The sequence below is a fragment of the Nitratidesulfovibrio sp. D1 genome (genome assembly GCF_051133415.1).
GTDB lineage: Bacteria > Desulfobacterota > Desulfovibrionia > Desulfovibrionales > Desulfovibrionaceae > Cupidesulfovibrio.
Map to the genome: position 1 here is coordinate 36,598 of NZ_JBPGNZ010000006.1, position 22,416 is coordinate 59,013.

Consider the following 22,416-nt stretch of genomic DNA (forward strand, 5'->3'; position numbering starts at 1 on the left):
CACCACGGCTTGCCCACCGAAGGAGCGCAATGGCCATCGGCGAACTGTTCCGTCACTGGACCTACCAGGTCTTCGCGCCCGGCACCCTGCTGCGGCGCAAGTACAACGCCTTCCGCGAACTGCTGCGGCACGACTCGCGCAGCCTCGAACTCATCGCCGAACTGGAGGACATCCACTACGGCAACGAGAAGGTGGACTGGTCGCGCGTGATCGAACTGGCCGACCAGCTGGACGACGCGGTGCGCGCCATGCTGGGCCAGCTGATGGAGATGAACCCCGCCCGGTACATGGGCCTGGCCGACTACTGCAACAAGATCGCCTTCTACATGCGCATGGCCGTCAGCGTGCCCGAGCCGGACCTTGCGCCCCCCTACGTCATCCCCCTGGCCGAGGCGCACCAGCGCCCGGACCGGGCGGGCGGCAAGGCCGCGCGCCTGGCCGCCGTGCGGCGCGAGACCATGCTGCCCGTGCCCGACGCCACGGTGGTCACCGCCGCCGCCTACCACTACTTCATCGAGCACAACGAACTGCGCGAGCCCATCGACGCGCGCCTGCGCCGCCTGCGCCTGTCGCGGCCGGACGAGCTGGCCGCCATCTCCGAGGAGTTGCGGGCCATGATCCTGGAGGCGGAACTGCCGCCCCGGCTGGAGGAGGACATCCTTACCGCCGCCTACGCCATGAGCCCCCAGCGCGCCCCGCTGGCCGTGCGCAGCAGCGCCGTGGCCGAAGACGGCCCGGTGTCCTTCGCCGGGCAGTACGCCAGCGTGCTGCGGGTGGAGCCCGCCCACGCGGGCACCGCCTGGAAGCGGGTGGTGGCCTCCAAGTACCAGCCGCGCGCGCTGTCCTACCGCATCCTGCACGGCCTGGCCGACGCGGAAACCCCCATGGCCGCGCTGCTCATGCCCATGCTGGACGCGGCCTGCGCCGGGGTGATCTACACCCGCGACCCCGACCCGCCGCGCCGCCTGCCCGCCGAGGAACTGGCCGAGGGCGTCACTGCCGTGCACGCCGTGGCGGGCACCGGCGACGTGCTGGTCAGCGGCGACACGCCCGCGCAATCGGCGTGGCTGTCGCGCAGGCCGCGCAGCCGCATCCTGGAACGGCCCGCGCCGGGAGCGGCGGAACAGCCACGGGGCCAGACCCACCCGGCGCCCGCCACCCCCCTGCTGACCACGCCACTGCTGACCACAGAGGACATGAAGCGGCTGGCCCGCTACGGCCGTGAACTGGAACACCTGTTCGGAGAACCGCAGGACGTGGAATGGGTGCTGGACCAGACAGGGCGCATCTTCATCGTGCAGTCGCGCCCGGTGCCCGGCGGCACGGAGCACGGCGTCGTGCCGGAGCGGGCCGCCGGGGTGGATGACGCGGGGGATGCCGCCCCGGCAGCCGACGCATCCCACGACGCGCTGCCCCTGCTGGCCGAAGGCAGCGAGCCGGTCTCCGCCGGGGTCGGCAGCGGCACGGCCCGCCACGCGGCCATCTGCTGCGAGATCGGCGACATGCCCCAGGGCACCGTGCTGGTCACCACCACCCTCGGTCCCTCGCTGACCCGGATCATTGACCGGCTGGAAGCCGTGGTGGCCCAGACCGGCAGCCGGGCCTGCCATTTCGCCTCGGTGGCCCGCGAGTTCGGGCTGCCCGTGGTCACCGGCATCGCCGACCCGTTCACCGCCATCCCCGACGGGGCCGTGGTCACCGTGGACGGGGCCACCGGCCGCATTCACGGGGGCAGGCCGCCCCACGAAAAAGGGGACGGCACGCTGCCCCGCGCCCGGCGCAGGGCGGCGGCTGCGGCCCGCGAACGCCACGGCGGCATGCGCAGGCTGGCGCGGGCCATGCAGCACATCGCCAGGCTGAACCTGACGGACCCGGCCTCCAGCGACTTCGCGCCGGAGAACTGCCGGTCCATGCACGACCTGGTGCGCTTCGCCCACGAGCGCGGCGTGGCCGAGATGTTCTCTCTCGTGGGGCGCGGCGGGCGCGGCCTTGGCGGGGCCAAGAAGCTGCGCACCGACGTGCCCATGATCATGTACGTGCTGAACATCGAGGACGGGCTGTTCCCCACGGCGGCGGGCAAGGAGGAGATCGGCCCCGACGACTTCCGCTCCACGCCCATGTGGGCGCTGTGGTTCGGCCTGTCCGCCGCGCGCGAGCTGTGGGCCAACATGCCCCCGGCGGCGGACTGGAACGAGCTGGACCGCATCAGCGCGGGCATCTTCCGGCGCGACGCGCCCCAGCTTGCCAGCTACGCGGTCATCTCCGCCCACTACGCGCACCTGATGATGCGCTTCGGCTACCATTTCGCGCTGGTGGACACCCTGTGCGCGCCGGAAGACCGCACCAACTACATCCAGTTCCGGTTCAAGGGCGGCGGCGCGGCGGCGGAAGGGCGCGAGCTGCGCATCCGCGTGCTGGAACGGGTGCTGGCCCGGCAGGGCTTTGCCGTGAAGACGCGCGGCGACCTGCTGGACGCCCGGCACGGCCCGGACGCCGAGGCGGTGATCCAGAAGCGCCTGGCCATGCTGGGCATGCTGCTGGCGGAAACCCGCCTGCTGGACGTGCGCATCGGCGACGCCGACGAGGCCGAGGCCATGGCCGACGACTTCCTGGCCCGGCTGGACACGGCGGGCGGGGGCGCGCCATGAGCGGGTCCGGCGCGTCGCCGCCAGCGTCTTCGCCGGGTGGGGGCGGCCCGCGCCGGGGCGGCCTGCTGCTGCGCGCCGCGCGCGGGGTGGCCGCCTTCCTGCGCGACGCCCTGACCACCCAGGCCCCCTCGGGCCATCCCGCGTTCCCGGTCACCTGGGTCACCCCGCACATCGCCGCCGGGCCCGCGCCGGTAACGCGCGAGCACCTCGACGCCCTGCGCGAGCAGGGCATCCAGGCCATCCTGAACCTGTGCGAGGAATTGTGCGTGCTGGCGGAACTGGAGCAGGAGCAGGGCTTCGACGTGTTCTACCTGCCCATAGAGGACGAGCACGCCCCGGACGAGGCCGCCCTGGAACAGGCCCTGGACTGGCTGGACGAGGCCGTGTACCTGGGTCGCCGGGTGTACATCCACTGCCGCTACGGCATCGGCCGCACCGGCACGGTGCTCAACGCCTACCTGTTGCGCCGGGGCATGGGCCAACGCCGCACCGAACGGCTGATGCGCCGCCTGCGCTCCAAGCCCGCCAACTACCGCCAGTGGAGCGCCCTGCGCCGCTACGGCCGCCGCAACCGTCCCCTGACCCTGCGCGAACCCGCGCCCGAACCCGCCCGTCACGACGACCTGTTGCCCGTGCTGGCCGAATACGAGGCTTTGGCCGCCCGGCTGGACGCGGCCCTGCGCGCCATGCCCGGCATGGCCGACGCGCCGCAGTGCGGCCGCGACCACGCCCGCTGCTGTCGCGTGCCCCCGGTGGTGACGCTGGTGGAGGCGGCGGCCCTGGCCCGCAGCGCCGACACCCTGCTTACCGCCGCCCAGCGCGGGGCCGTGCAGGAGGCCTGCCGCGCGCACCGCGCCGTGTCCGCGCACATGACGGAAGAAGACGGAACGGCACGCGGGGCGAGCGGCGGCGACGCCCCGGCGGACCGGATCGCCTGTCCGCTGCTGGCCCGGACGGCGCGGGCCACGGATGCGGGCGCGGATGCGGATGCCGGGGACACCGCCCCGGCGGCGGACATGGGCGCACCCGATGAGCCGGACGGGCGGTGCATGCTGTTCGCCCGCCGCCCGCTGCGCTGCCGCCTGTCCGACATCCCTCCTTCCCCCGGTCTGCCGCCCGCCCCCGGCACCCCCGATGACGACGGCGAGCGCGAGCGGCTATGGGTGGGCATGCTGGAGCGGCCGCTGGAAGACCTGTCGCGCCGTACCTTCACGGCCCTGGCCGGGTGCGAGCCCGCCGGGGACCCGCCCTGCTTCCCCCTGCCGGAAGTGCTGTCCGGCCGCTACGTGCAGACCGTGTTCCACGCCATCGCCTGCCTGCTGCGGCCCGCAGCGACCGGTGACGGGGGCAACGGGGGCGACGGGACTACGCCCCCGGCTCCCTGACGGGCTCGCCCGGATACGGCGCGCAGCCGCACGAACGGGCCAGCAGTTCCAGCACGGCCTGGGCGGCGCGCTCCGACGAGGCCGGGTTCTGGCCGGTGACCAGCAGCCCGTCCACCACCACGTGTGGCTCCCACAGCGGGCCGCGCTCGTATTTCGCGCCAAGGCGCGTCAGTTCGTCCTGCAACAGGAAGGGCACCACCCGCGACAGGCCCACCGCGTCCTCCTCGGCGTTGGAGAACCCGGTCACGTTGCGCCGGGCCACCAGCGGCTTGCCGTCCGGCGCGGTGGCCCGCGCCAGCACGGCCGGGCCGTGGCACACCGCCGCCACGGGCTTGCCCGAGCGGTGCATGTTCTCGATGATGGCCAGCGAACGCGCATCGTCCACCAGGTCCCACAGGGGGCCGTGCCCGCCGGGGTAGAACAGCACGTCGTAGTCCTCGGGCCGCACCTCGGCCAGGGGCACGGTGTCCTTCAGGGCGGCCATGGCCGCCGGGTCCGCCGTGAAGCGACGGGTTGCCTTGCTCCCGGCTTCTTCCGTCTCGCTGCGCGGGTCCACGGGCGCGGTCCCGCCCTTGGGCGAGGCCAGGGTGACCCGCGCCCCGGCGTCCACGAACACGTAATAGGGCGCGGCCAATTCCTCCAGCCACAGCCCGGTCTTGTGGCCGGTATCGCCCAGCCTGTCGTTGGACGTGACGATCATCAGCACCTTCATGGCAACCTCCATATGTGACGGCGGCATGCGGCCTGCCGTGGCGAATGCGGAAATTCCGGGACGGGCGGCGCGCCGCGCATGACCCGCGTCCGGAGACGAAGAGGGGGAGCCTCCATTATCTCAACATAGTGAAGGCCGGGGGAGCGGGCAAGAGGAAAGACGCGCGGCAGGCCGGACGGCGCCCGTAACGCAACCGCCCCGCCGGACATGTCCGGCGGGGCGGTGTTTCAATGGCTTGCGGCGGCGTGTGCCCTACGCAATGCCGAACCTGGCCTTGGCCTCCCGGCGGCGGGCATGCAGGATGGGCTCGGTATAGCCCGAGGGCTGCTCGCGGCCCAGCAGCACCAGGTCGCACGCGGCCTGGAAGGCCACGCTGGCGCCGAAGTCGGCGCTCATGGGCCGGTAGGCCGGGTCGCCTTCATTCTGGCGGTCCACCACGGCGGCCATGCGCTTGAGCACCTCCACCACCTGCTCGCGGGTGCAGATGCCGTGGTGCAGCCAGTTGGCGATGTGCTGGCTGGAAATGCGCAGGGTGGCCCGGTCTTCCATCAGCCCCACGTCGGTGATGTCCGGCACCTTGGAGCAGCCGATGCCCTGTTCCACCCAGCGCACCACGTACCCCAGGATGGACTGGGCGTTGTTGGCCAACTCCTCCTCCACCTCCTGCGGGGTGGGGCGTTTCGCCGGGTCTTCCGGCAGCAGGGGCAGGGTCAGCAGGTCGGCCAGGGTGGCGCGGCGCTGGCCCGCCAGGGTCTTCTGCACGGCGGCCACGTCCACCGCGTGGTAGTGCATGGCGTGCAGGGTGGCGGCGGTGGGAGAGGGCACCCACGCGCAATTGGCCCCGGCCTTCGGGTGGGCAATCTTGGTTTCCACCATCTCGCGCATCATGTCCGGCTTGGCCCACATGCCCTTGCCGACCTGCGCGCGCCCGGCAAGGCCGCAGGCCAGGCCCACGTCCACGTTCCAGTCCTCGTAGGCGGTGATCCAGCGTTCGCCGCGCATGGCGTTCTTGCGCACCACCGGACCCGCCTCCATGCAGGTATGAATCTCGTCGCCGGTGCGGTCCAGGAAGCCGGTATTGATGAAGATGACCCGCTCGGCCGCCGCGCGGATGCATTCCTTCAGGTTCAGGGTGGTGCGGCGCTCCTCGTCCATGATGCCGATCTTCAGGGTGTTGCGCGGCATGCCCAGGGCGTCTTCGGCCATGCGGAACAGCTCCACGGTGAAGGCCACCTCTTCCGGCCCGTGCTGCTTGGGCTTGACGATGTACACCCCGCCCGTCCGGCTGTTGCGGTAGCGGGCCGTGCCGCGCAGGTCGTGCAGGGCGATGTAGGCCGTGGCCAGGGTGTCCAGCATGCCCTCGGGAATCTCTTCGCCGGACCGGGCGAGCACCGCGTCGGTGGTCATCAGGTGGCCCACGGTGCGCACCAGCAGCAGGCTGCGGCCGGGCAGCGCGAACGGCGCGCCATCGGGGCCGACGTACTCGCGGTCGGGGTTCAGGGTGCGCAACACGTTGCGCCCGCCCTTGGGGAATTCGGCCGACAGGTCGCCCCGGAACAGGCCCAGCAGGTTGCGGTAGGCCAGGGCCTTGTCCGCCCCGTCCACCACGGCCACGGAGTCCTCGCAGTCGAGGATGGTGGTCATGGCCGCCTCCAGCACCACGTCCCTGACCCCGGCGGCATGCTCGCGGCCGATGGCGTGCTCGCGGTCGATGCGGATTTCCGCGTGCAGGCCGTGGTTGCGCAGCAGCACCGCGCCGTTGCCTTCGGCGGGCGCGCCGGAATGCCCGGCGAAGCGGTCCGGGTCGGCCAGGCCCGTTTCCGCGCCGTCCTTCAGGGTGACCGTCAGGCGGCCGCCGCGCACGTCGTAGCGCGCCGCGTCGGCATGGCTGCCCCTGGCCAGCGGGAAGGCCTGGTCCAGGAAGGCGGCGGCCCGCGCCACCACCAGCGCCCCGCGCGCGGGATTGTACGCGCCGCCGCGCGGCGCTCCGCCCTCTGCCGGGTCTTCGGGAATCACGTCGGTGCCGTACAGGGCGTCGTACAGGCTGCCCCAGCGGGCGTTGGCCGCGTTCAGGGCGTAGCGGGCGTTGGTGATGGGCACCACCAGTTGCGGCCCGGCCACCAGGGCGATTTCCGGGTCCACCCCTTCGGTGGTCACGGCGAAGTCCGGCCCCTCGGCCACCAGGTAGCCGATGGACCGCAGGAAGGCCTCGTAGGCGGCCCCGTCGTGCGGAGCGCCGCGCCGCTCGCGGTGCCAGGCGTCGACGGCGTCCTGCAATCCGGCCCGTTTCGCCAGCAGGGCGCGGTTCCTGCCGGTCATGGTCTCCACCATGTTCTCGAGGGCCGTCCAGAACCGGTCGGGGTCCACGCCGGTGCCCGGCGCGATGTCGCGGACGATGACGTCATACAGCGGCGCTGCGATCTGCAGGCCACCCACCTGAACGCGCTGCGTCATGTTGTGCTCCTGTAAGTTGGCGGAACGGAACGGGCCGGAAACGGAACCTGCGGACGGAATCGGCGCGCGGGGCGGGCAGTCCGGCGCAAACCGGCGGCGCGGGATGCCGGATGCCCGCCAGCGCGGACTCCGGCCCCATTTCAGGCATACCCGGCCCGGCCGCCCATTGCAACGCCCCGTTCGTGACCCAGGTCACCGACAGGCGCGCCGCACATGCGAAAATGATTGCACGGGCACTGGCATCCGGTGTAGCGCTGCTTTCTACCGGCAAAGTCCGTCCCGCGCGGCACCATCCGAAAGGCACGGCCGCGCCGCGTTCCATCACCGTCCCGCCCCTCCGGCCGCCGCCCTTTGCGGGCGCCGGAAGGGCCACACCATGCACGTATGGCACCGCAAGGGGGGCTTTGCATGCGCAACGTCAGAATCGGCACCCGTCTCGTTTCCTGTTTCATCTTCGTCGCCCTGCTTTCCATGGGCCTCGGCATCACGGGCTACGTCAGCATGCGCGAACAACTGGCCGCGCAGACCGAACTTTCCGACGTGTACCTGCCGGGCATCGAATCCCTGGCCCAGGCGCGCTTCAACCTGCGCAACGTCACCGTGGCCCACCGCACCCTGCTCATCCCCGGCCTGGCCGACAGGGCCCGCCAGTACAAGAACCTGGCGGACGCGGTCACGGCCTTCAAGTCGGGCATCGCCCGGTACGAGGCCATCGAGCACGGCGCGTCCGAACAGGCCGAGTGGCGCGAATTCCTGGACAGCCTTGCCGCCTTCGAGCGCGACATGGCCGAGGCCGCCGCCCTCATCGGCGGCTGGGAACGCAACCCCGGCGATACCGCCGCCCACGACAAGGCCGCGGCCTTCGTGCTGGGCCCGGCCACGGAGCGCAGCCGCGTGCTGTTCAAGGAACTGGGCGACGTCATTTCCGTGAACATGGCCTCGGCCAAGGCCCAGCAGCAGGCCGCCGCGCAGACCGCCTCTGGGCGGCGCACGATGATCTCCGTGCTGATGGTGGCCGTGCCCGCCCTGGCGCTGCTGGCGGGCGTGCTGCTGACCGTCTCCATCGTGCGGCCGCTGCGGCGCGGGGTGGTGTTCGCCTCTGCCGTGGCCGAAGGACGGCTGGACACCCGGCTGGACATCGACCAGCGCGACGAGGTGGGTCAGCTGGCCGACAGCCTGCGCACCATGGTGGACAACCTGAAGACCAAGATCGGCGAGGCCGAGGCCGCCACCCGCGACGCGGCGGCCGAGGCGGAACGCGCCCGCGCGGCCATGGCGCAGGCGGAGGAAGCCACCCGGCGCGCCCAGTCGGCGCGGCGCGAGGGCATGCTGGCCGCCGCCGGACAGTTGCAGGGCGTGGTGGAGGTGGTGGGGTCCGCCTCGGAACAGCTTTCCGCCCAGATCAGCCAGTCCACCCAGGGGGCGGCCGTGCAGTCGCAGCGCGTGGCGGAAACCGCCGCCGCCATGGAAGAGATGAACGCCACCGTGCTCGAGGTGGCCCGCAACGCCTCGCAGGCGGCGGAAACCGCCGAGCACGCCCGGCAGAAGGCCGACACCGGGGCCGCCGTGGTGGGCCGCGTGGTGGAAGAGATAGGCGCCGTGGAACGCCAGGCCGTGGCCCTGAAGGACGACATGGCCGACCTTGGCCGCCGCGCCGACGGCATCGGCAAGATCATGAACGTGATTTCGGACATCGCGGACCAGACCAACCTGCTGGCGCTCAACGCCGCCATCGAGGCGGCGCGCGCGGGCGACGCCGGGCGCGGATTCGCCGTGGTGGCCGACGAGGTGCGCAAGCTGGCCGAAAAGACCATGCAGGCCACCCGCGAGGTGGGCGAGGCCATCACGGGCATCCAGCAGGGCACCCGCCGCAACGTGGAGCACGTGGAGCGCGCCGTGGCGTCCATCGAGGAGGCCACCGGCCTTGCGGGCAGTTCCGGCGAGGCCCTGCGCGAGATCGTCACCCTGGTGGAACAGGCCACCGACCAGGTGCGCTCCATCGCCACGGCCAGCGAGCAGCAGTCCGCCGCCAGCGAGGAGATCAACCGGGCCGTGGACGAGATCAACCGCATCTCGGGCGAGACCTCCGCCGGCATGAACGAGTCGGCCCGCGCGGTGGAAGAACTGGCGACCCAGGCCCATTCGCTGCGCAGGCTCATCGAGCGCATGCAGCACGACGAAGCGTAAGCCGCGGCAACGCATGCGATGACATGGGGCGGGACGCCACGGCAACGGCCGGGCGTCCCGCCCTTTTCGCGCCGCCTGCGCAGTGCGTCCGCTACGGACGAAAGCATTGCGGCGGCGGTTGCCAAGTTTTGGATGATAATTATTTTCAGTTGTGAACCGGCGCGCGCCGCGCGATCCGGCCCCATGTCCCCCGCCGTCCTGCACGCCCGGCGTCCCGCGTCACGGGAGGCCCGGCAGACCGTTGTTCACGGAGCCTCGCGCACGGCGACCCGGCCATCCGGGGTCGAGCCATCCGGGTCGTGCCATCTGGAGCCCGGCCACGCGGCGCATGTCCCGCCGGTGAAGACAACGGAGGAACCGCCATGAAACTGGACGCACTGCACCCCCGGAACTGGTTCCGCAGGGGTGCCGAACGCGAAGACGCCGGTTCCGGCCGGCATGATGACAGCCGCCGTGCGGCCCCCATTCCCTACGACGTGGAATGCGCTGACGAACGGGAAAAGGTCCGCAGGCTCATGGAGCTGGCGGGGGCGGAGGAACTGGTGTACACGGCCATGCCCCTGCAATCCGCCGAGTGCGGCTTTGAAGGCACCCGCCGCCTTGCGGTGGACATCGCGGTGGAGGATGACGCCTACGTCGTCGTGGCCGACGCGCCCGGCCTTGCCCGTGCCTCGGACGGCAACGGCGATGGCGCCGTGAGCGATGATCCCGACCTGGACGTTCACGTGGACGGCAGGCGGCTGTTCATCACCGGCCGCATGCACGCCTCGCCGCAGGACAAGGGCCGGGGCTGGCACCGCATGGAGCGCAAGTCCGGCACCTTCAGGCGCATTCTGGTGCTGCCGGACGATGCGGTGGCCGAAGGCGTGTCCACGTCCCTCAAGGACGGCGTGCTGACCGTGAGCATTCCCCGCGCCTCGTCCGAAGAGTGCGTATGGGTGTCCGGCGAGGATGCGCCGCGCGCCGGCTGCCACGCCTGACCGGGGCCGCGCCTAGAACCGCGCACCGTCCGCCGGGCCGCACTGGCACCCCGGCGGGCACATCCCCCTCCCGCCCCACGCTGGCGGAATCCCGTCCGGCAGCCGATGGCGACCGGCGGCCGGGGTCCTGTCCAACGCATCGGGGCACAGGGGACACTCGCCACGCCCGACGGCGGAGGGGCCATCCCCTCCGCCGTTTTCCGCGCCGCCTCCCGGCCGGGGCGCCCGCCACGCCCCCTTGCCCGCCGGGCCATTCCGGCCCGGTTGACAGCTGCCGCGTATCCTGCCAGCCTGACACCATCGGCAATCCCCTTTTTCACCCTTCCGCGTCACGCGGCGCTGCCGGAAGGGTGCGCCACGCGCGCCGCACGGAGGCAGGCCATGCAACTGACCGACCGCGTCCACTGGGTGGGCAAGATCGACTGGGAACTGCGCACGTTCCACGGGCAGGAATATTCCACCCACAAGGGCTCCAGCTACAACGCCTATCTGGTGCGCGACCCCGGCGGCCGCACCGCGCTCATCGAAACGGTGTGGGGTCCGTACGCCCGCGAATTCGTGGCCAACCTGGCGCGGGTGGTGGACCTTTCGTCCATCGACTACGTCATCGCCAACCACGGCGAGCCGGACCACAGCGGTTCGCTGCCGGAACTGATGCGCCACATCCCCAAGGTGCCGGTGTACTGCTCGGCCAACGGGGTGAAGTCGCTAAAGGGCCAGTACCACGCGGACTGGGACTTCCGGGTGATGCGCACCGGCGACACACTGTCGCTGGGCAGCTGCGAGCTGGTGTTCGTGGAAATGCCCATGCTCCACTGGCCCGATTCCATGATGTGCTACCTGACCGGCGAGAACGTGCTGTTCAGCAACGACGCCTTCGGCCAGCACTACGCCTCGGAACTGATGTTCGCGGACCTGGTGGACGAATGCGAACTGTGGGCCGAGGCCATCAAGTACTACGCCAACATCCTGACCCCGTTCAGCCCGCTGGTGACGAAAAAGATTGACGAAGTGCTGGCGCTGGGCCTGACCGTGGACATGATCTGCCCCAGCCACGGGGTGATCTGGCGCAAGGACCCGTTGCAGATCGTGCGGCGCTACCAGGAATGGGCGGCCAACTACGCCGAGCACCAGCTGAGCGTGGTGTACGACACCATGTGGAACTCCACCCGGCGCATGGCCGAGGCCATCGCCGCCGGGGCCGCGCAGGCGGACCCGACGCTGACGGTGAAGCTGTTCAACTCCGGCCTGGTGGACAAGAACGACATCATCACCCAGATCTTCCGGTCCAAGGTGCTGGCTGTGGGCTCGCCCACGGTGAACCGGGGCGTCCTGACCTCGGTGGCGGGCCTGCTGGAAGAGGTGGAAGGGCTGAAGTTCCGGGGCAAGAAGGCCGCCGCCTTCGGCTCGTACGGCTGGAGCGGCGAATCGCCCAAGGTGCTGGCCGAACGGCTGGCCAAGTGCGGCTTCTCGCAGGTGGGCGACCCGACCCGCGAGGCGTGGAACCCCGACGACGAAGGGCTGGAGCGCTGCCGCGCCCTGGGCCGCCAGTTGGCGGAGGCCGCCAAGGAATAGCCGGACGCCATAACTGCCGGATGCGCGACGCCACGGGGCGCGGGACAGGAAGCCCGCGTCCCGTTTCCGTTCCGGGCGGCGCGGCGGCGAACCTGCCGCGCAGCGCTCGTTGACGGCACGCCGCGCCGCCCCTATGACAACCACGGGCAGCCGCATCCGCCGCGCACGCCACACGGACCGGCCCGCGCCGACACCGCAACCTCCTTCACGAGGAACCCATGCACCGCCGCACGCCGCCCTTCGCTGGCGATTCCTGCGCCGCCGGACTCGGCCCGGCGGAACGGGCGCTCGTCGCCCGCGCCGTGCGCGACCGCTTCATCGCCGTAGCCCAGGGGCCGGAAGGCAAGTTCCGCTACCCGGTGGGCGACGCCGGGCTGGCCGGGCTGGGCTACGACGGGGCGCTCACCAGCCGCCTGCCCGCCGGGGTGCGCGCGCATTTCTGCGGGGTGGGCAACCCCTTCGCGGCCGTGGACGCCTGCGTGTGGCCGCCGGTGTGCTTCCTGCCGGAACCGGACCATACGGAGCAGGTGTCCGCCTCGGGCAGCGGCGTACCGGGCGACATGTTCAACGACATGCCGGATGCGGAACTGGATGCCCCGGTATGTTTCGGCGTCCGCTTTGACGACGGGTCCCCCGCCGCGCCGCATGGCGGCACCCCGGACACCGCCCCCCATGACCGCTGCCTGCCGCCGGAACTGGCCGCCTGCCCGGTGCGCCCCGGCGACGCCGTGCTGGACGTGGGCTGCGGCGCGGGAGTGGACACCCTGTGCGCCGCCCTGCTGGCCGGACCCGGCGGCGCGGTGACCGGGGCCGACGCCAGTCCGCACATGCTGGACCGCGCCCGCGCCAATCTTGCCGCCATGGACGACGCCATTGCCCCCGCGCACCGCGCCCCGGAACAGTCCGCCCCCATACGCTTCGTGGAGACCGGGGCGGAACGCCTGCCCTTTGCCTCCGGCAGCTTCGACGTGGTCATTTCCAACGGGGTGTTCAGCCTGGTGGTGGACAAGCCCGCCGCATTGCGCGAAATCCACAGGGTGCTGCGGCCCGGTGGCCACCTGCGCCTGGCCGACCAGATACTGGACGGCCCCGCCCCGCAGGGCCCGGACGTGGTGTCCTGCTGGTTCCGCTGACAGGGCGGCGCGGTACCGGGAACGGTGTTCCTGGCCATGCTCCGCGAGGCGGGATTCCACGACGCGGCCTGCATCGGCCGCACCGGCCATCGCAGTTCGTCCGTCACCGAAGGCGCGCTGTTCGCCGCCACCAAACCGGAATAAATGGCCCGGCCCGCGCCATTGCGCGCCGCAGCCGGCACACACCATTGCATCACGGGAGCAACGCACCATGACCACCCCCGCCGCCGCATCCGGCCTACCCGCCATCACCTGGGACGACTTCGAGAAGGTGGAACTGCGCACCGGCACCATCGTGCAGGTGGAGGAATTTCCGGAAGCCCGCAGCCCCGCGTGGAAGGTGTGGGCCGACTTCGGGCCAGGCATCGGCGTGCTGAAGTCCAGCGCGCGCATCACCCACCTGTACGAAGCGGGCGACCTGCTGGGCCGCCAGATCGTGGGGGTGGTGAACTTTCCGCCCCGGCAGATCGGGCCGTTCCGCTCGGAATTCCTGGTCACCGGCTTCGCGCAGGCAGACGGCAGCGTGGTGCTGGCCGTGCCGGAACGGCCGGTAGCCAACGGCCTGAAACTGGCCTAGACCCGGCGGGATCTCGATATCATCTTTCGTATTTCAAGGTTTTTTCATGACCAGTGAACCCCGCATCCCCGCCGCCACGGCTGCCGACGCCCAACCAGCCCGGCCCGACCGGCCCGTCCGCTACGTCATGGGCGTGGACACCGGCGGCACCTGCACCGACGCCGTGCTGGTGGACGCCGCCACCCGCCGGGTGGTGGCATCGGCCAAGCGGCCCACCACCCACCACGACCTGGGCCGGGGCATGGCCGGGGCCATGGCCGCCGCGCTGGCCGCGTCCGGCCTGCCCGCCAGCGCCGTGGACCTGGTCTCCGTGTCCACCACCCTGGCCACCAACGCCGTGGTGGAAGGGCAGGGGGCCGAGGTGGGGCTGTTCATCATCGGCTACGCCGGGCGCATCACCGTGCCCTGCGCGTCCATGGACGCCATCCCCGGCGGCCACAGGCTGGACGGCTCGGAAGAGGCCCCGCTGGCCCTCGACCGGCTGGTGGACTCCATCCGCCTGATGAAGGACCGGGTGGACGCCTACGCCGTGTGCGGCATGATGAGCTTCGTCAATCCGGCCCACGAACTGGTGGCGGAGCGGGCCATCGGCATGGTGGACCCCAAGCCGGTGTTCTGCTCGCACCTGGCCAGCTCGCGCGCGGGCATGAAGGAGCGCGCGGCCACGGCGGTGCTCAACGCCCGGCTGCTGCCGGTGATGCGCCGCTTTCTGGACGGGGTGCGCACCGCGCTGGAAGACCTTGGCATTGCCGCCCCCGTGCTGGTGGTGCGCGGCGACGCCACGGCCATGCCCATGGACGCGGCCCTGCGCAACGCCTCGGCCACCGTGGCCAGCGGCCCGGCCGCCATGGCCGGGTACGGCGCGGCATTTGCCGCTGGGCGGCTGCCGGATGGTGACGGAGGAGCGAACAGGGGAGCGAACAGGGACGGGGCAACGCCGGGCGCGGCCCCCGGCTCGGCTGAGGGTGCGGCGCCAGACACGCCACCCCCGCCGGACGCCCTCATCGTGGACGTGGGCGGCACCACCACCGACGTCACCCTGTTGCGCCGGGGCCGTCCGGTCATCCAGGCCGACGGCATGGTGGTGGGCGACTGGGAAACCCACGTGAAGGCGGTGGAAATGTTCACCGTGGGCGTGGGCGGCGACAGCTTGGTGCGGCCCGAGGCCGACGGCGCGCTGTCCGTGGGGCCGCAGCGCGTGGTGCCGCTGTGCATGGCCGGTCCCCTGCCCGACCCGGCGGAATGGCTGCGGCCCGGCGGCCGGGCGCGGTGCATCTGTCCCGCGCGCCGCGAGGGCGCATGCGGCGGGCCCAACGGCACGGACAGCGGCGGACACGGCGCGCCACCCGCACAGGGCGCACCGTCCCCACCGTCCCCACCTTCCCCACCATATGGGGACGCCGCCGAACGCGCGGTGCTGGACCATCTGCGCGCCCATGGCCCCACCCCGGCGGGCGACCTGCTGCGCGCGTTGCGCCTGCCGGAAAGCACGCTGGAGCGGGTCGTGGACAGGCTGGTGCGCCAGCGCACCGTGCAGGTGGCCGGATTCACCCCCACCGACGCCCTGCACGTGCTGGGCCTGCTGGATCTTTCCGGACTGTCCGATCTGGCCGATCTGCCGACCGGGGCGGGCAACCCCGCCGCCGCGCTGGCCGGGGCGCGGGCGCTGGCCGCACTGCTGCCGCCCGTCGCGGCGGGCGAGGGCGCACGGCCCAACACCCCGCAGGACGCGGCCCGCGCCGTGCTGGCCGCCGCCAGCCGGCGCATAGAGGACGCCGTGGTCCAGCACGTGGCCCGGCGCGAGGTGGGAGGCAACTTCGCGGCCTATCTGGCCCAGCGGCACCGGCATGCGCTGCTGCGCGTCAACGTGTCGCTGGGGGTGCCCATGGTGGGCATCGGCGCGGCGTCACGTCATCTGCTGCCCGCCGTGGCGCGGGCGCTGTCCACCACGGTGACCTTTCCGGCCCGCTACGACGTGGGCAACGCCCTGGGTGCGGCCCTGCTGGCGCTGGGCGACGGTGCGGACAACGGCGATACGGCGAAAACGGCGTAGTCGCGGCAACACGGGCGGCATCAGCCGCCCGTCCCGCGCCATTCACGCGCCATTCACCCACCGTCCGTACACCGCCGTCTTGACGTGCACCGCCCTTTCGGCGCACCGTCACCGGGCAGGACGCGGAGCCGGGCTCGCTCACTGCGGCATGCGGCCCACCGGCCTGACACTTCCGGCCCGGCACGCGCAACCACCGTCACGCACCACCGCCGCCACGCGGCGCGCAAGGATACGCCCCATGCACAGCCACGATCCCTTCCAGCCCCCCCAGCCTGCCCAGTCCGACGCCTGCGGATGCGGCCACGACCATGACCACGACTGCCAGTGCGCCGCCGGGGCGCACCGCCCGGCCTGCTTCGACGCCGCGCTGGAAGTGGCCAGCGAATGCGAGGACTGCCGCGTGGTGCACGCCTGGCTGCACCTGCACGACAAATGGGTGCTGCACGCCTGGGGCGAAACCGACGAGGCCGTGTACGACCTGACCGAAACCCGCAACCCGCAGCCCCGCGCGGACTACTACGCCCGCAACGGCGTGACCGAGGAACGCCTACGCCGCTACGGCCGGGTGGAATTCTTCACCATCATGGCCGACACCGGCAGCTTCGGCCCCTTCGACACCGCCTTCTTCTTCGCGCCCGAAAGCGACACCGACCCGCTGGCGCGGTAGTCCACGCCCGGCCCCTCCCCCCCCATCCCCCGCAAACGCCACGGGCCGAAGGATCACTCCTCCGGCCCGTTTGCCTAGCTCCACCTCACGTTTCCATCACCCGCGCCTCCGCCTGTCCACGGCATGCGCCGCTCACTGCGGCCCACCCTCCACCGCCGCCGGAATGTCGCTGGCATACGGACGGGCGCAGCCCACGGCCAGCAGGTCCACGGCCTGTTCCGGGTCGGTATCGTGCACCAGGGCTATGACCCGGCTCCGCTCGCACGTGGGAGCTTTCCTGTCCACGGACGTATCCCAAAAATTCTCAAGCCCTTCCAAGTACTCGTCCCCATCACCAATCACATAGCATACGGGCAGGCTGCCGCACCCTCTTGTTCCCACAATCTCCACGGTCAGCAGCCGTGCGCGCCGAACGAGTTCCACGTCCTGCACCACGGCGGGCATGACCCTGCGTCCGTCTTCCTCGTCCGAGGTCCCCAGACCGCGCACCCGGCAGATATCCCCGTCGGCGCATGTCGCCGCAATCCGTCGGGCCGCCTGCGACGCCCCCATGAAATAAAGGGCCGGGGTGCCCCCCGATGCCCACACGGTCCAGTACCCCCTTGGTGGTCTTGCGCACCCTGCCCGTGACGTCGAAGGGCACACGTGGAGCGGCGGACAACCGCCGCACGCCTTCGATGCGCATGAACGCGGGGCCGATGCGCAACGTGGGCCCCACTGTTCCGGTTATCCGGCACAGGTCGCCGAACGTGCACACCTCGTGCACCTTTGCGGGAAACGGGTCACCCTCGTCGCGGTATGCAACGTCTCCCTGACTGGTGCGAATATAAAAGGCACCCACAATGCCCTCGACCACTTCCGCATGCGCCGCATCCGGCATTGTCCATGCAACAAAGGCCAACAATAAAATAATCGCCAACCACTTATTCCCCGCCATCTGGCTCTCCCTGAGAAGTCAGTGCATCATGCAAGTTCTTTAAATTCACATACTCTGAGGAAACGCGCCTGCCAATTTCACTTTCCTCGCCAAATCGTTGATGCACGGCATTGGAAAGAGCATCCAGTTGTCCTTTGACATCCATCTTTTCCAACTCTTCCTTGCTTGGCATCAATTTTTCGAAGTGTTTTGTAAATCCGCCCCCACCTGTATGCACCCCCATGGAAAGGGCCGCGTTTTTGATGGCTTCCGATCCCGTACAAGCCCTGCCTTTTCAAAGGCTTTCAGTGTCGGCTCGTAATGCGTTCTCTGGATATACGCCTCGTTGGCGGCGGACAACGCATCGGGATGCTCGCGGGCCATTTCCGGCCATGCTGTACAATGGCCTTGGGGTCGTCTTGCAGCGCCCAGTACTTTTCCGGCAGGCTCGCCGCTTCGGGACTTTTCATGAAATCCTTCAGCGTCCCTCCGGTCAACTGGTACGGCCCGCAGGACCCCGTTCTGGATACGGTTTCCAGCCCCTTGCCCGTGGTCTCGTGCAGGATGGTGATGTCGCCGGGCTTGCGGTAGTAGTCCAGTATCCTGTCCGGCCGCAGGATGTTCTTTGACGGGTCGGCGAAATCCTCCCGCGGCGGCGTGCGGCGGCCATGGGCGACCTTGCCTCCTCCTGCGCCGCCCCCCGCGTCCGTGACGCTGCCATTGCGCTGGGCGCTGCCGTTGCGGTTGGCCGCCAGCAGGGTGCCCGCAAAGGGATCGTCCTGCGTTTCCCGCGCCGGAGCCGTCCCGCCGCGTAGCGCCAGGTCATCGTCGCTCGTCGTCCGTTGCGTCGGGCCATTGGTGCAACATTGCGCCGACGCGGGGCGAACGCTCCTGTCCGGCGGAAGGCATACGCCGTTGCCAGGGATGCACGTCCTGCGGAAAGGCCGTCTCCATGGCGCGTTCCCACCAGCGCGTGCCTGGCGCGTTGTTCCGCTCGGGGCCGCCACCGCTTCCGGCGTTGTTCGAAAACAGCGCCAGCGATCCTTTGCCTTCGGCAGGAGCAGGTCCGCGCCACTTTCCGTCATCCTCGTCGTCGGCCTTCGGGGGCTGCCGTTCCGAGCGCGGGACGTTTCTGCGCTCGAAGATGTCGCGCATGCGCTCTTCCTGCAACACGTCGTGGCCCCGGTCGCGGGGTTGCCGGAACACGGCATAATCTTGCAGGTCGTGAACGCCGGTGTCGTCGAACATGGCGCGCTGGAAGCGCTGCCGCCAGTCCTTGTCCTCGTCGTCGGGCAACGGGTCCAGCCCGTCGTGGCCGAAGGCGTCGATGGTGCGGATGCCCTGCACCAACTCGCCAACCGGACTCCGGCGGGCAACCTGCGTTATGGCGAAAGCGCGGCATGCGAGACAGCCGCAAGGCAACGGCGGAAAAGACGACGAAGGCGTAGCAGCGCTACGGCGAGGAGACTTTTGCGGCGTTAACGCTGCCGGATGTCCGCAGGCCGCGTTTGCAGACAACGCAGGCTGCCCGCCGGGGGCCAATCCTGCATGGTGCGCGCCGAGCGGGCGCGGCCCACCACGCCTTCCAGCGAACCCGCCAGGTTGCGGCGACGGGGATCGTCAGCATTCCTCAGCCCGGACGAAAACAAGCCGTAGTTCATACGCGCCTCCGTGTATAGATGGATGCGATGCTTCGGACGCCAAGCGGCGTACCCATGTGGTGCAGGCAAGGCGGCGGGACGGGTTGCAGGGCGCCCCGCCGCCAGTGGAAATGCGCGCCCCGATGGCGCAGGGCCACGCTAACCCCATGCCTTGCGGATGAATGCGACCGCAGGAGGATCGGAAGGGGGTTGCGGGGCGGTCCCAGGGGTGCGCGGCCATGACGCAAAAAACCGGAGCCCCCCCGGGAACACGACAATGCCGCCCGGACGCCGGTTCCGGCCCTTGCGCTGCACCACAGCCTCGCCCCTCCCTCGGCCCCCTGGTCCTCCACTCTCGATGCAAACGCAACGGGCCGGAGAATCGCTCCTCCGGCCCGTTGCACACCTGTCATTTTCTTCCGTTGCACCCTGTACGCCCGACCTCGTCCGTCCCGTCCTTACCGCGCCCCCGCTCCCGCCCGGCACTCCCCGGCCAGCCGCCCCAGGGTGCGCAGCCCTTCGGCCATGCGTTCGTTCCACAGGCCGTTGCAGCCAAGGCGCAGGTAGTTGGCGAACTTTTCCTGCGTGCTGAACACGGCTCCCGGAGCCACGGATATCCCCGCCTGCCGCGCGCGGAAGAACAGTTCCACACCGTCGGTGCCGGGCGGCAGTTCCACCCACAGCACGCCGCCGCCCTCGGGCCGGGTCACGCCGGTGCCGGGCGGAAAGCAGTCGGCCAGATGCATGCGCATGGCCTGCATCTGGCGCGAAAAGGCGGTGCGCAGGCGGCGCAGTTGCCGCTCCAGCAGGCCCTGGCGCAGGTATTCGGCCATGGCGAACTGGGGCAGGGTGGCCCCGCAGACGTTGGTGGTGGCCTTTATCTCCCGCGCGCGCTCGCCGATGCGCCCGGTGACCATCCAGCCCATGCGGAAGCCGGGGGCCACGGTCTTGGAGAACGACGAGCACAGCGTGACCAGCCCGTGCGCGTCCCATTGCAGAAAGGTGGACGGCCGCGACGGGCCGTAATGCAGGTCCGTGGACACGTCGTCTTCTATAAGATGGATGCCCCGCCCGGCCAGCATGTCCAGGATTTCGCGCTTGGCGTCGTCGGGGGTCAGGCTGCCGTCCGGGTTGTTGAAGTTGGGCGAAAAGGCGCACGCCGCCACCCTGTGCCGGTCCAGGATGTGCCGCACGTCGCGCGGGTCCACGCCCGCCTCCGGGGTGCTGGGCACCTCGATGGCCCGCAGCCCCAGCGATTCGATGAGTTGCAGGAAGCAGTAGTAGGTGGGCGACTGGATCATCACGATGTCGCCGGGCCGGGTCAGGCAGCGCAGGGCGATGTACAGCGCCTCCACCGCGCCGTTGGTGACCAGGATGTCGTCCGGCCCCGCTCCCACGCCGCATTCGCGGTGCCGCCAGGCGATCTGGCGGCGCAGTTCGAGGTCGCCGGGAATGGTGGCGTAGGCGGCGGCCTCGCCCGCGCGCGAGCGCATCACCTCGGACAGGATGCGCCCCAGCGCCCGGCCCGGCAGCAGCGATTCGTCCGGGCACAGCACCCCGAAGGGGACCAGGTCGCGGTTGCCCACGGCTTCGAGCACGGTGGAGATGAGCCGGGCGCGGTTCACCTCGCGCGGGCCGGTGGGCGGCTCCGGGCGGGCCTGTGGCACGGGCAGCCCGCGCATGCCCCGGCGCACGAAATAGCCGGAGCGGGGCCGCGCCTCGATGATGCCCTTGCGCTCCAGTTCCAGATAGGCGTGGCCCACGGTGGCGATGGACAGCCCCATGGAGGTGGCCAGCCCGCGCAGGGACGGCAGCCGGTCGCCGGGGCGGAACCGTCCGGACTGGATCATGTCCGCCACGTGGCGCTCCACCCGGTGGTAGTGGAAGGCGGCTGCGCCGCCGGAGACGCCGGATGCCGGGCCGGATGGCTGCCCGGATGCGGGTGCTGAAGCGGCGTCCGGATCGACGTTGCGGACCATGACGGCAACCGGGCGGGCGGGCATGGGGGTCTCTCTCCTGATGGGCAAGACGGGCAAGACGGGCAAGACGGCGCGGACGGAAGGGGCGGATGCGGCCGGACGCGCCATCTGTTATGCTTGTTTTTCAGTTTGACTGTATCTGTTCAGGTGACAGATTTCATGGTCATGTGCAACCCGGAGGTTGCACCATGGATACCGATTCGTCGCCCGGCAAGGGTCACCAGTCCGGCCAGCACCAGTCCGGGCCACATCGCGGCATGGCTGCCGCGCCCGCGTCCCGCCGGGCCGCCGTGCTGTCCGGCATGCGTCAGGCCCTGCCCATCGTGCTCGGCTACGTGCCGGTGGCCTTCGCCTTCGGGGTGCTGGCCCGCAAGACCGGCATTCCCGCATCGGGCGCGGTGTGCATGTCGCTGATGGTCTTCGCCGGGTCGGCCCAGCTCATCACGGTCAGCCTGCTGGCGGGCGGGGCATCCCCGGCCACGGTGGTGCTGACAACCTTCGTGGTCAACCTGCGCCACCTGCTCATGTCCGCCGCCCTGGCCCCGGCCCTGCGCCGCTGGCCGCGCACGCTGCAATGGCTGTTCGCCTTCCAGCTCACGGACGAGACCTTCGCCCTGCATGCAGGCCGCCTGCCCTCGGCCCCCGGCGACCGGCGGCCGGAACCGCCCCGCGCCGAAACCCTGGCCCTGAACATGACCGCGCAAGCCTCGTGGGTTCTGGGCACCATCATCGGCGTGTTCGGCAGCGAACTGGTGGCCGATGTGCGCCCCCTGGGCCTGGACTACGCCCTGCCCGCCATGTTCATCGCCCTGCTGTTGCCGTACTGCCGCAAGGCGCGGCGCTTCGCGCTGGCCGCCGTGCTGGCCGGGGTGCTGTCCGTGCTGCTGGCCCTGGCCGGGGCCGGGCAGTGGAACGTGATCATCGCCACGGTGTGTTCCGCCACCCTGTGTACCCTGCTGCCCGCGCGGGCCCATGCGGCACGGTGCGCGGCGGACGCCGACGGCGACCGGAAGCCGGACGGCCCAGACGGAACGGACGGAACGGATGACCTGAACGGGCTGGACGGGCTGGCGGACCCGACCGGGCCGGGCCGCGCCCCCACCCTGTAGCCGCGCCGCGAGGAGACCGGACATGACCACCACCTTCTTCCTGATGCTGTGCGGCATGCTTGCCGTCACCTACATCCCCCGCGCCGTGCCCCTGCAACTGCTGTCGCAGCGCGAACTGAACCCCGTCATCACCCGCTGGCTGTCCTTCGTGCCCCCGGCGGTGCTGGCCGCCCTGCTGGCCCCGGACCTGACCATGCGGGCGGGCGCGGTGCACATGGCCGCCGACAACCTGTACCTGCTGGCCGCCGTGCCCGCCACGCTGGTGGCGTGGCGCACGGGCAGCTTCTTCGGCACCATCGCCGTGGGCATGGCCGCCGTGGCCTGCGCCCGGCTGTTCGGCATGGGGTAGGGACCGTCCCCGCATTGTCCCTTGCCCCCTTCATCTTTCCGCCACACCCCGA

At 70.9% G+C, this 22,416-nt stretch carries 18 protein-coding genes; 11 read left to right on the forward strand and 7 right to left on the reverse strand.

Annotated elements, in window-relative coordinates; genetic code table 11:
* The first annotated feature begins 29 nt into the window (after window positions 1-29).
* Both ACR4XJ_RS13160 and ACR4XJ_RS13165 read left to right on the forward strand, forming a co-directional pair.
* Window positions 30-2,648 carry a PEP/pyruvate-binding domain-containing protein gene (locus tag ACR4XJ_RS13160; protein ID WP_434755629.1) on the forward strand — a complete coding sequence of 873 codons (2,619 nt, stop codon included), beginning with the start codon at window positions 30-32 and terminating at the stop codon, window positions 2,646-2,648.
* Window positions 2,645-4,033 carry a protein-tyrosine phosphatase family protein gene (locus ACR4XJ_RS13165; RefSeq protein ID WP_434755630.1) on the forward strand — a complete coding sequence of 463 codons (1,389 nt, stop codon included), beginning with the start codon at window positions 2,645-2,647 and terminating at the stop codon, window positions 4,031-4,033. Before ACR4XJ_RS13160 ends, ACR4XJ_RS13165 begins: the two co-directional genes overlap by 4 nt.
* On the opposite strand, the gene ACR4XJ_RS13170 is transcribed toward ACR4XJ_RS13165, so the two are convergent.
* Both ACR4XJ_RS13170 and ACR4XJ_RS13175 read right to left on the reverse strand, forming a co-directional pair.
* On the reverse strand, window positions 4,014-4,745 hold the full coding sequence (locus tag ACR4XJ_RS13170; RefSeq protein ID WP_434755631.1) for a type 1 glutamine amidotransferase domain-containing protein: 732 nt from the start codon (window positions 4,743-4,745) through the stop codon (window positions 4,014-4,016). The two genes, ACR4XJ_RS13165 and ACR4XJ_RS13170, sit on opposite strands and share 20 nt — an antisense overlap.
* Before the next feature lie 252 nt (window positions 4,746-4,997).
* On the reverse strand, window positions 4,998-7,199 hold the full coding sequence (locus tag ACR4XJ_RS13175; RefSeq protein ID WP_434755632.1) for a malate synthase G: 2,202 nt from the start codon (window positions 7,197-7,199) through the stop codon (window positions 4,998-5,000).
* A 408-nt stretch (window positions 7,200-7,607) separates the two neighbouring features.
* Here ACR4XJ_RS13175 and ACR4XJ_RS13180 point away from each other — a divergent pair, with 408 nt between their 5' ends.
* The 7 genes from ACR4XJ_RS13180 (at window position 7,608) to ACR4XJ_RS13210 (ending at window position 16,371) form a co-directional block, all read left to right on the forward strand.
* A complete protein-coding gene (locus tag ACR4XJ_RS13180) occupies window positions 7,608-9,386 on the forward strand; it encodes a methyl-accepting chemotaxis protein (RefSeq protein ID WP_434755633.1) in 1,779 nt (592 codons plus the stop codon).
* Between the two features lie 362 nt (window positions 9,387-9,748).
* Complete coding sequence (locus tag ACR4XJ_RS13185; protein WP_434755634.1) at window positions 9,749-10,366, forward strand: Hsp20/alpha crystallin family protein; 618 nt, start codon at window positions 9,749-9,751, stop codon at window positions 10,364-10,366.
* A gap of 381 nt (window positions 10,367-10,747) precedes the next feature.
* Window positions 10,748-11,941 carry an anaerobic nitric oxide reductase flavorubredoxin gene (locus ACR4XJ_RS13190; RefSeq protein WP_434755635.1) on the forward strand — a complete coding sequence of 398 codons (1,194 nt, stop codon included), beginning with the start codon at window positions 10,748-10,750 and terminating at the stop codon, window positions 11,939-11,941.
* Window positions 11,942-12,159: 218 nt separating this feature from the next.
* Entirely contained in the window at window positions 12,160-13,074 is a 915-nt protein-coding gene (locus tag ACR4XJ_RS13195; RefSeq protein ID WP_434755636.1) for a methyltransferase domain-containing protein, read from the forward strand.
* Between the two features lie 211 nt (window positions 13,075-13,285).
* Window positions 13,286-13,651, forward strand: coding sequence for a tRNA-binding protein (locus ACR4XJ_RS13200; protein WP_434755637.1), 366 nt, complete (start codon window positions 13,286-13,288; stop codon window positions 13,649-13,651).
* Between the two features lie 46 nt (window positions 13,652-13,697).
* Window positions 13,698-15,704, forward strand: coding sequence for a hydantoinase/oxoprolinase N-terminal domain-containing protein (locus tag ACR4XJ_RS13205; RefSeq protein ID WP_434755638.1), 2,007 nt, complete (start codon window positions 13,698-13,700; stop codon window positions 15,702-15,704).
* Window positions 15,705-15,942: 238 nt separating this feature from the next.
* A complete protein-coding gene (locus ACR4XJ_RS13210; protein WP_434755639.1) occupies window positions 15,943-16,371 on the forward strand; it encodes a hypothetical protein in 429 nt (142 codons plus the stop codon).
* Between the two features lie 132 nt (window positions 16,372-16,503).
* Here the strand turns inward: ACR4XJ_RS13210 and ACR4XJ_RS13215 are convergent, their stop codons facing one another.
* From ACR4XJ_RS13215 to ACR4XJ_RS13235, 5 genes are all read right to left on the reverse strand, one after another.
* Window positions 16,504-16,860 carry a hypothetical protein gene (locus tag ACR4XJ_RS13215; protein WP_434755640.1) on the reverse strand — a complete coding sequence of 119 codons (357 nt, stop codon included), beginning with the start codon at window positions 16,858-16,860 and terminating at the stop codon, window positions 16,504-16,506.
* A gap of 434 nt (window positions 16,861-17,294) precedes the next feature.
* Window positions 17,295-17,480: a hypothetical protein gene (locus tag ACR4XJ_RS13220; protein WP_434755641.1), complete on the reverse strand. Its 186-nt coding sequence runs from the start codon at window positions 17,478-17,480 to the stop codon at window positions 17,295-17,297.
* Window positions 17,481-18,109: 629 nt separating this feature from the next.
* Window positions 18,110-18,634 carry a hypothetical protein gene (locus tag ACR4XJ_RS13225; RefSeq protein ID WP_434755642.1) on the reverse strand — a complete coding sequence of 175 codons (525 nt, stop codon included), beginning with the start codon at window positions 18,632-18,634 and terminating at the stop codon, window positions 18,110-18,112.
* 131 nt (window positions 18,635-18,765) lie between these two features.
* Complete coding sequence (locus ACR4XJ_RS13230) at window positions 18,766-18,948, reverse strand: hypothetical protein (RefSeq protein ID WP_434755643.1); 183 nt, start codon at window positions 18,946-18,948, stop codon at window positions 18,766-18,768.
* Between the two features lie 437 nt (window positions 18,949-19,385).
* Window positions 19,386-20,930 (reverse strand): PLP-dependent aminotransferase family protein, encoded by a 1,545-nt coding sequence (locus tag ACR4XJ_RS13235; RefSeq protein WP_434755644.1) that lies wholly within the window; start codon window positions 20,928-20,930, stop codon window positions 19,386-19,388.
* 164 nt (window positions 20,931-21,094) lie between these two features.
* Between ACR4XJ_RS13235 and ACR4XJ_RS13240 the strand changes: the two genes are divergently transcribed.
* Together ACR4XJ_RS13240 and ACR4XJ_RS13245 are read left to right on the forward strand one after the other, a co-directional pair.
* Window positions 21,095-22,015, forward strand: a complete 921-nt coding sequence (locus tag ACR4XJ_RS13240) for an AzlC family ABC transporter permease (protein WP_434755645.1) — start codon at window positions 21,095-21,097, stop codon at window positions 22,013-22,015.
* A 22-nt stretch (window positions 22,016-22,037) separates the two neighbouring features.
* Window positions 22,038-22,364, forward strand: a complete 327-nt coding sequence (locus ACR4XJ_RS13245; RefSeq protein ID WP_434755646.1) for an AzlD domain-containing protein — start codon at window positions 22,038-22,040, stop codon at window positions 22,362-22,364.
* Window positions 22,365-22,416 lie beyond the last annotated feature (52 nt).

Coding starts and splice junctions, on each gene's coding strand:
- ACR4XJ_RS13160 (WP_434755629.1), top strand. CDS start 30: ATGGCCATCGGCGAACTGTTCCGTCACTGGACCTACCAGGTCTTCGCG.
- ACR4XJ_RS13165 (WP_434755630.1), top strand. CDS start 2,645: ATGAGCGGGTCCGGCGCGTCGCCGCCAGCGTCTTCGCCGGGTGGGGGC.
- ACR4XJ_RS13170 (WP_434755631.1), bottom strand. CDS start 4,745: ATGAAGGTGCTGATGATCGTCACGTCCAACGACAGGCTGGGCGATACC.
- ACR4XJ_RS13175 (WP_434755632.1), bottom strand. CDS start 7,199: ATGACGCAGCGCGTTCAGGTGGGTGGCCTGCAGATCGCAGCGCCGCTG.
- ACR4XJ_RS13180 (WP_434755633.1), top strand. CDS start 7,608: ATGCGCAACGTCAGAATCGGCACCCGTCTCGTTTCCTGTTTCATCTTC.
- ACR4XJ_RS13185 (WP_434755634.1), top strand. CDS start 9,749: ATGAAACTGGACGCACTGCACCCCCGGAACTGGTTCCGCAGGGGTGCC.
- ACR4XJ_RS13190 (WP_434755635.1), top strand. CDS start 10,748: ATGCAACTGACCGACCGCGTCCACTGGGTGGGCAAGATCGACTGGGAA.
- ACR4XJ_RS13195 (WP_434755636.1), top strand. CDS start 12,160: ATGCACCGCCGCACGCCGCCCTTCGCTGGCGATTCCTGCGCCGCCGGA.
- ACR4XJ_RS13200 (WP_434755637.1), top strand. CDS start 13,286: ATGACCACCCCCGCCGCCGCATCCGGCCTACCCGCCATCACCTGGGAC.
- ACR4XJ_RS13205 (WP_434755638.1), top strand. CDS start 13,698: ATGACCAGTGAACCCCGCATCCCCGCCGCCACGGCTGCCGACGCCCAA.
- ACR4XJ_RS13210 (WP_434755639.1), top strand. CDS start 15,943: ATGCACAGCCACGATCCCTTCCAGCCCCCCCAGCCTGCCCAGTCCGAC.
- ACR4XJ_RS13220 (WP_434755641.1), bottom strand. CDS start 17,480: ATGCCAAGCAAGGAAGAGTTGGAAAAGATGGATGTCAAAGGACAACTG.
- ACR4XJ_RS13230 (WP_434755643.1), bottom strand. CDS start 18,948: ATGAACTACGGCTTGTTTTCGTCCGGGCTGAGGAATGCTGACGATCCC.
- ACR4XJ_RS13235 (WP_434755644.1), bottom strand. CDS start 20,930: ATGCCCGCCCGCCCGGTTGCCGTCATGGTCCGCAACGTCGATCCGGAC.
- ACR4XJ_RS13240 (WP_434755645.1), top strand. CDS start 21,095: ATGGATACCGATTCGTCGCCCGGCAAGGGTCACCAGTCCGGCCAGCAC.
- ACR4XJ_RS13245 (WP_434755646.1), top strand. CDS start 22,038: ATGACCACCACCTTCTTCCTGATGCTGTGCGGCATGCTTGCCGTCACC.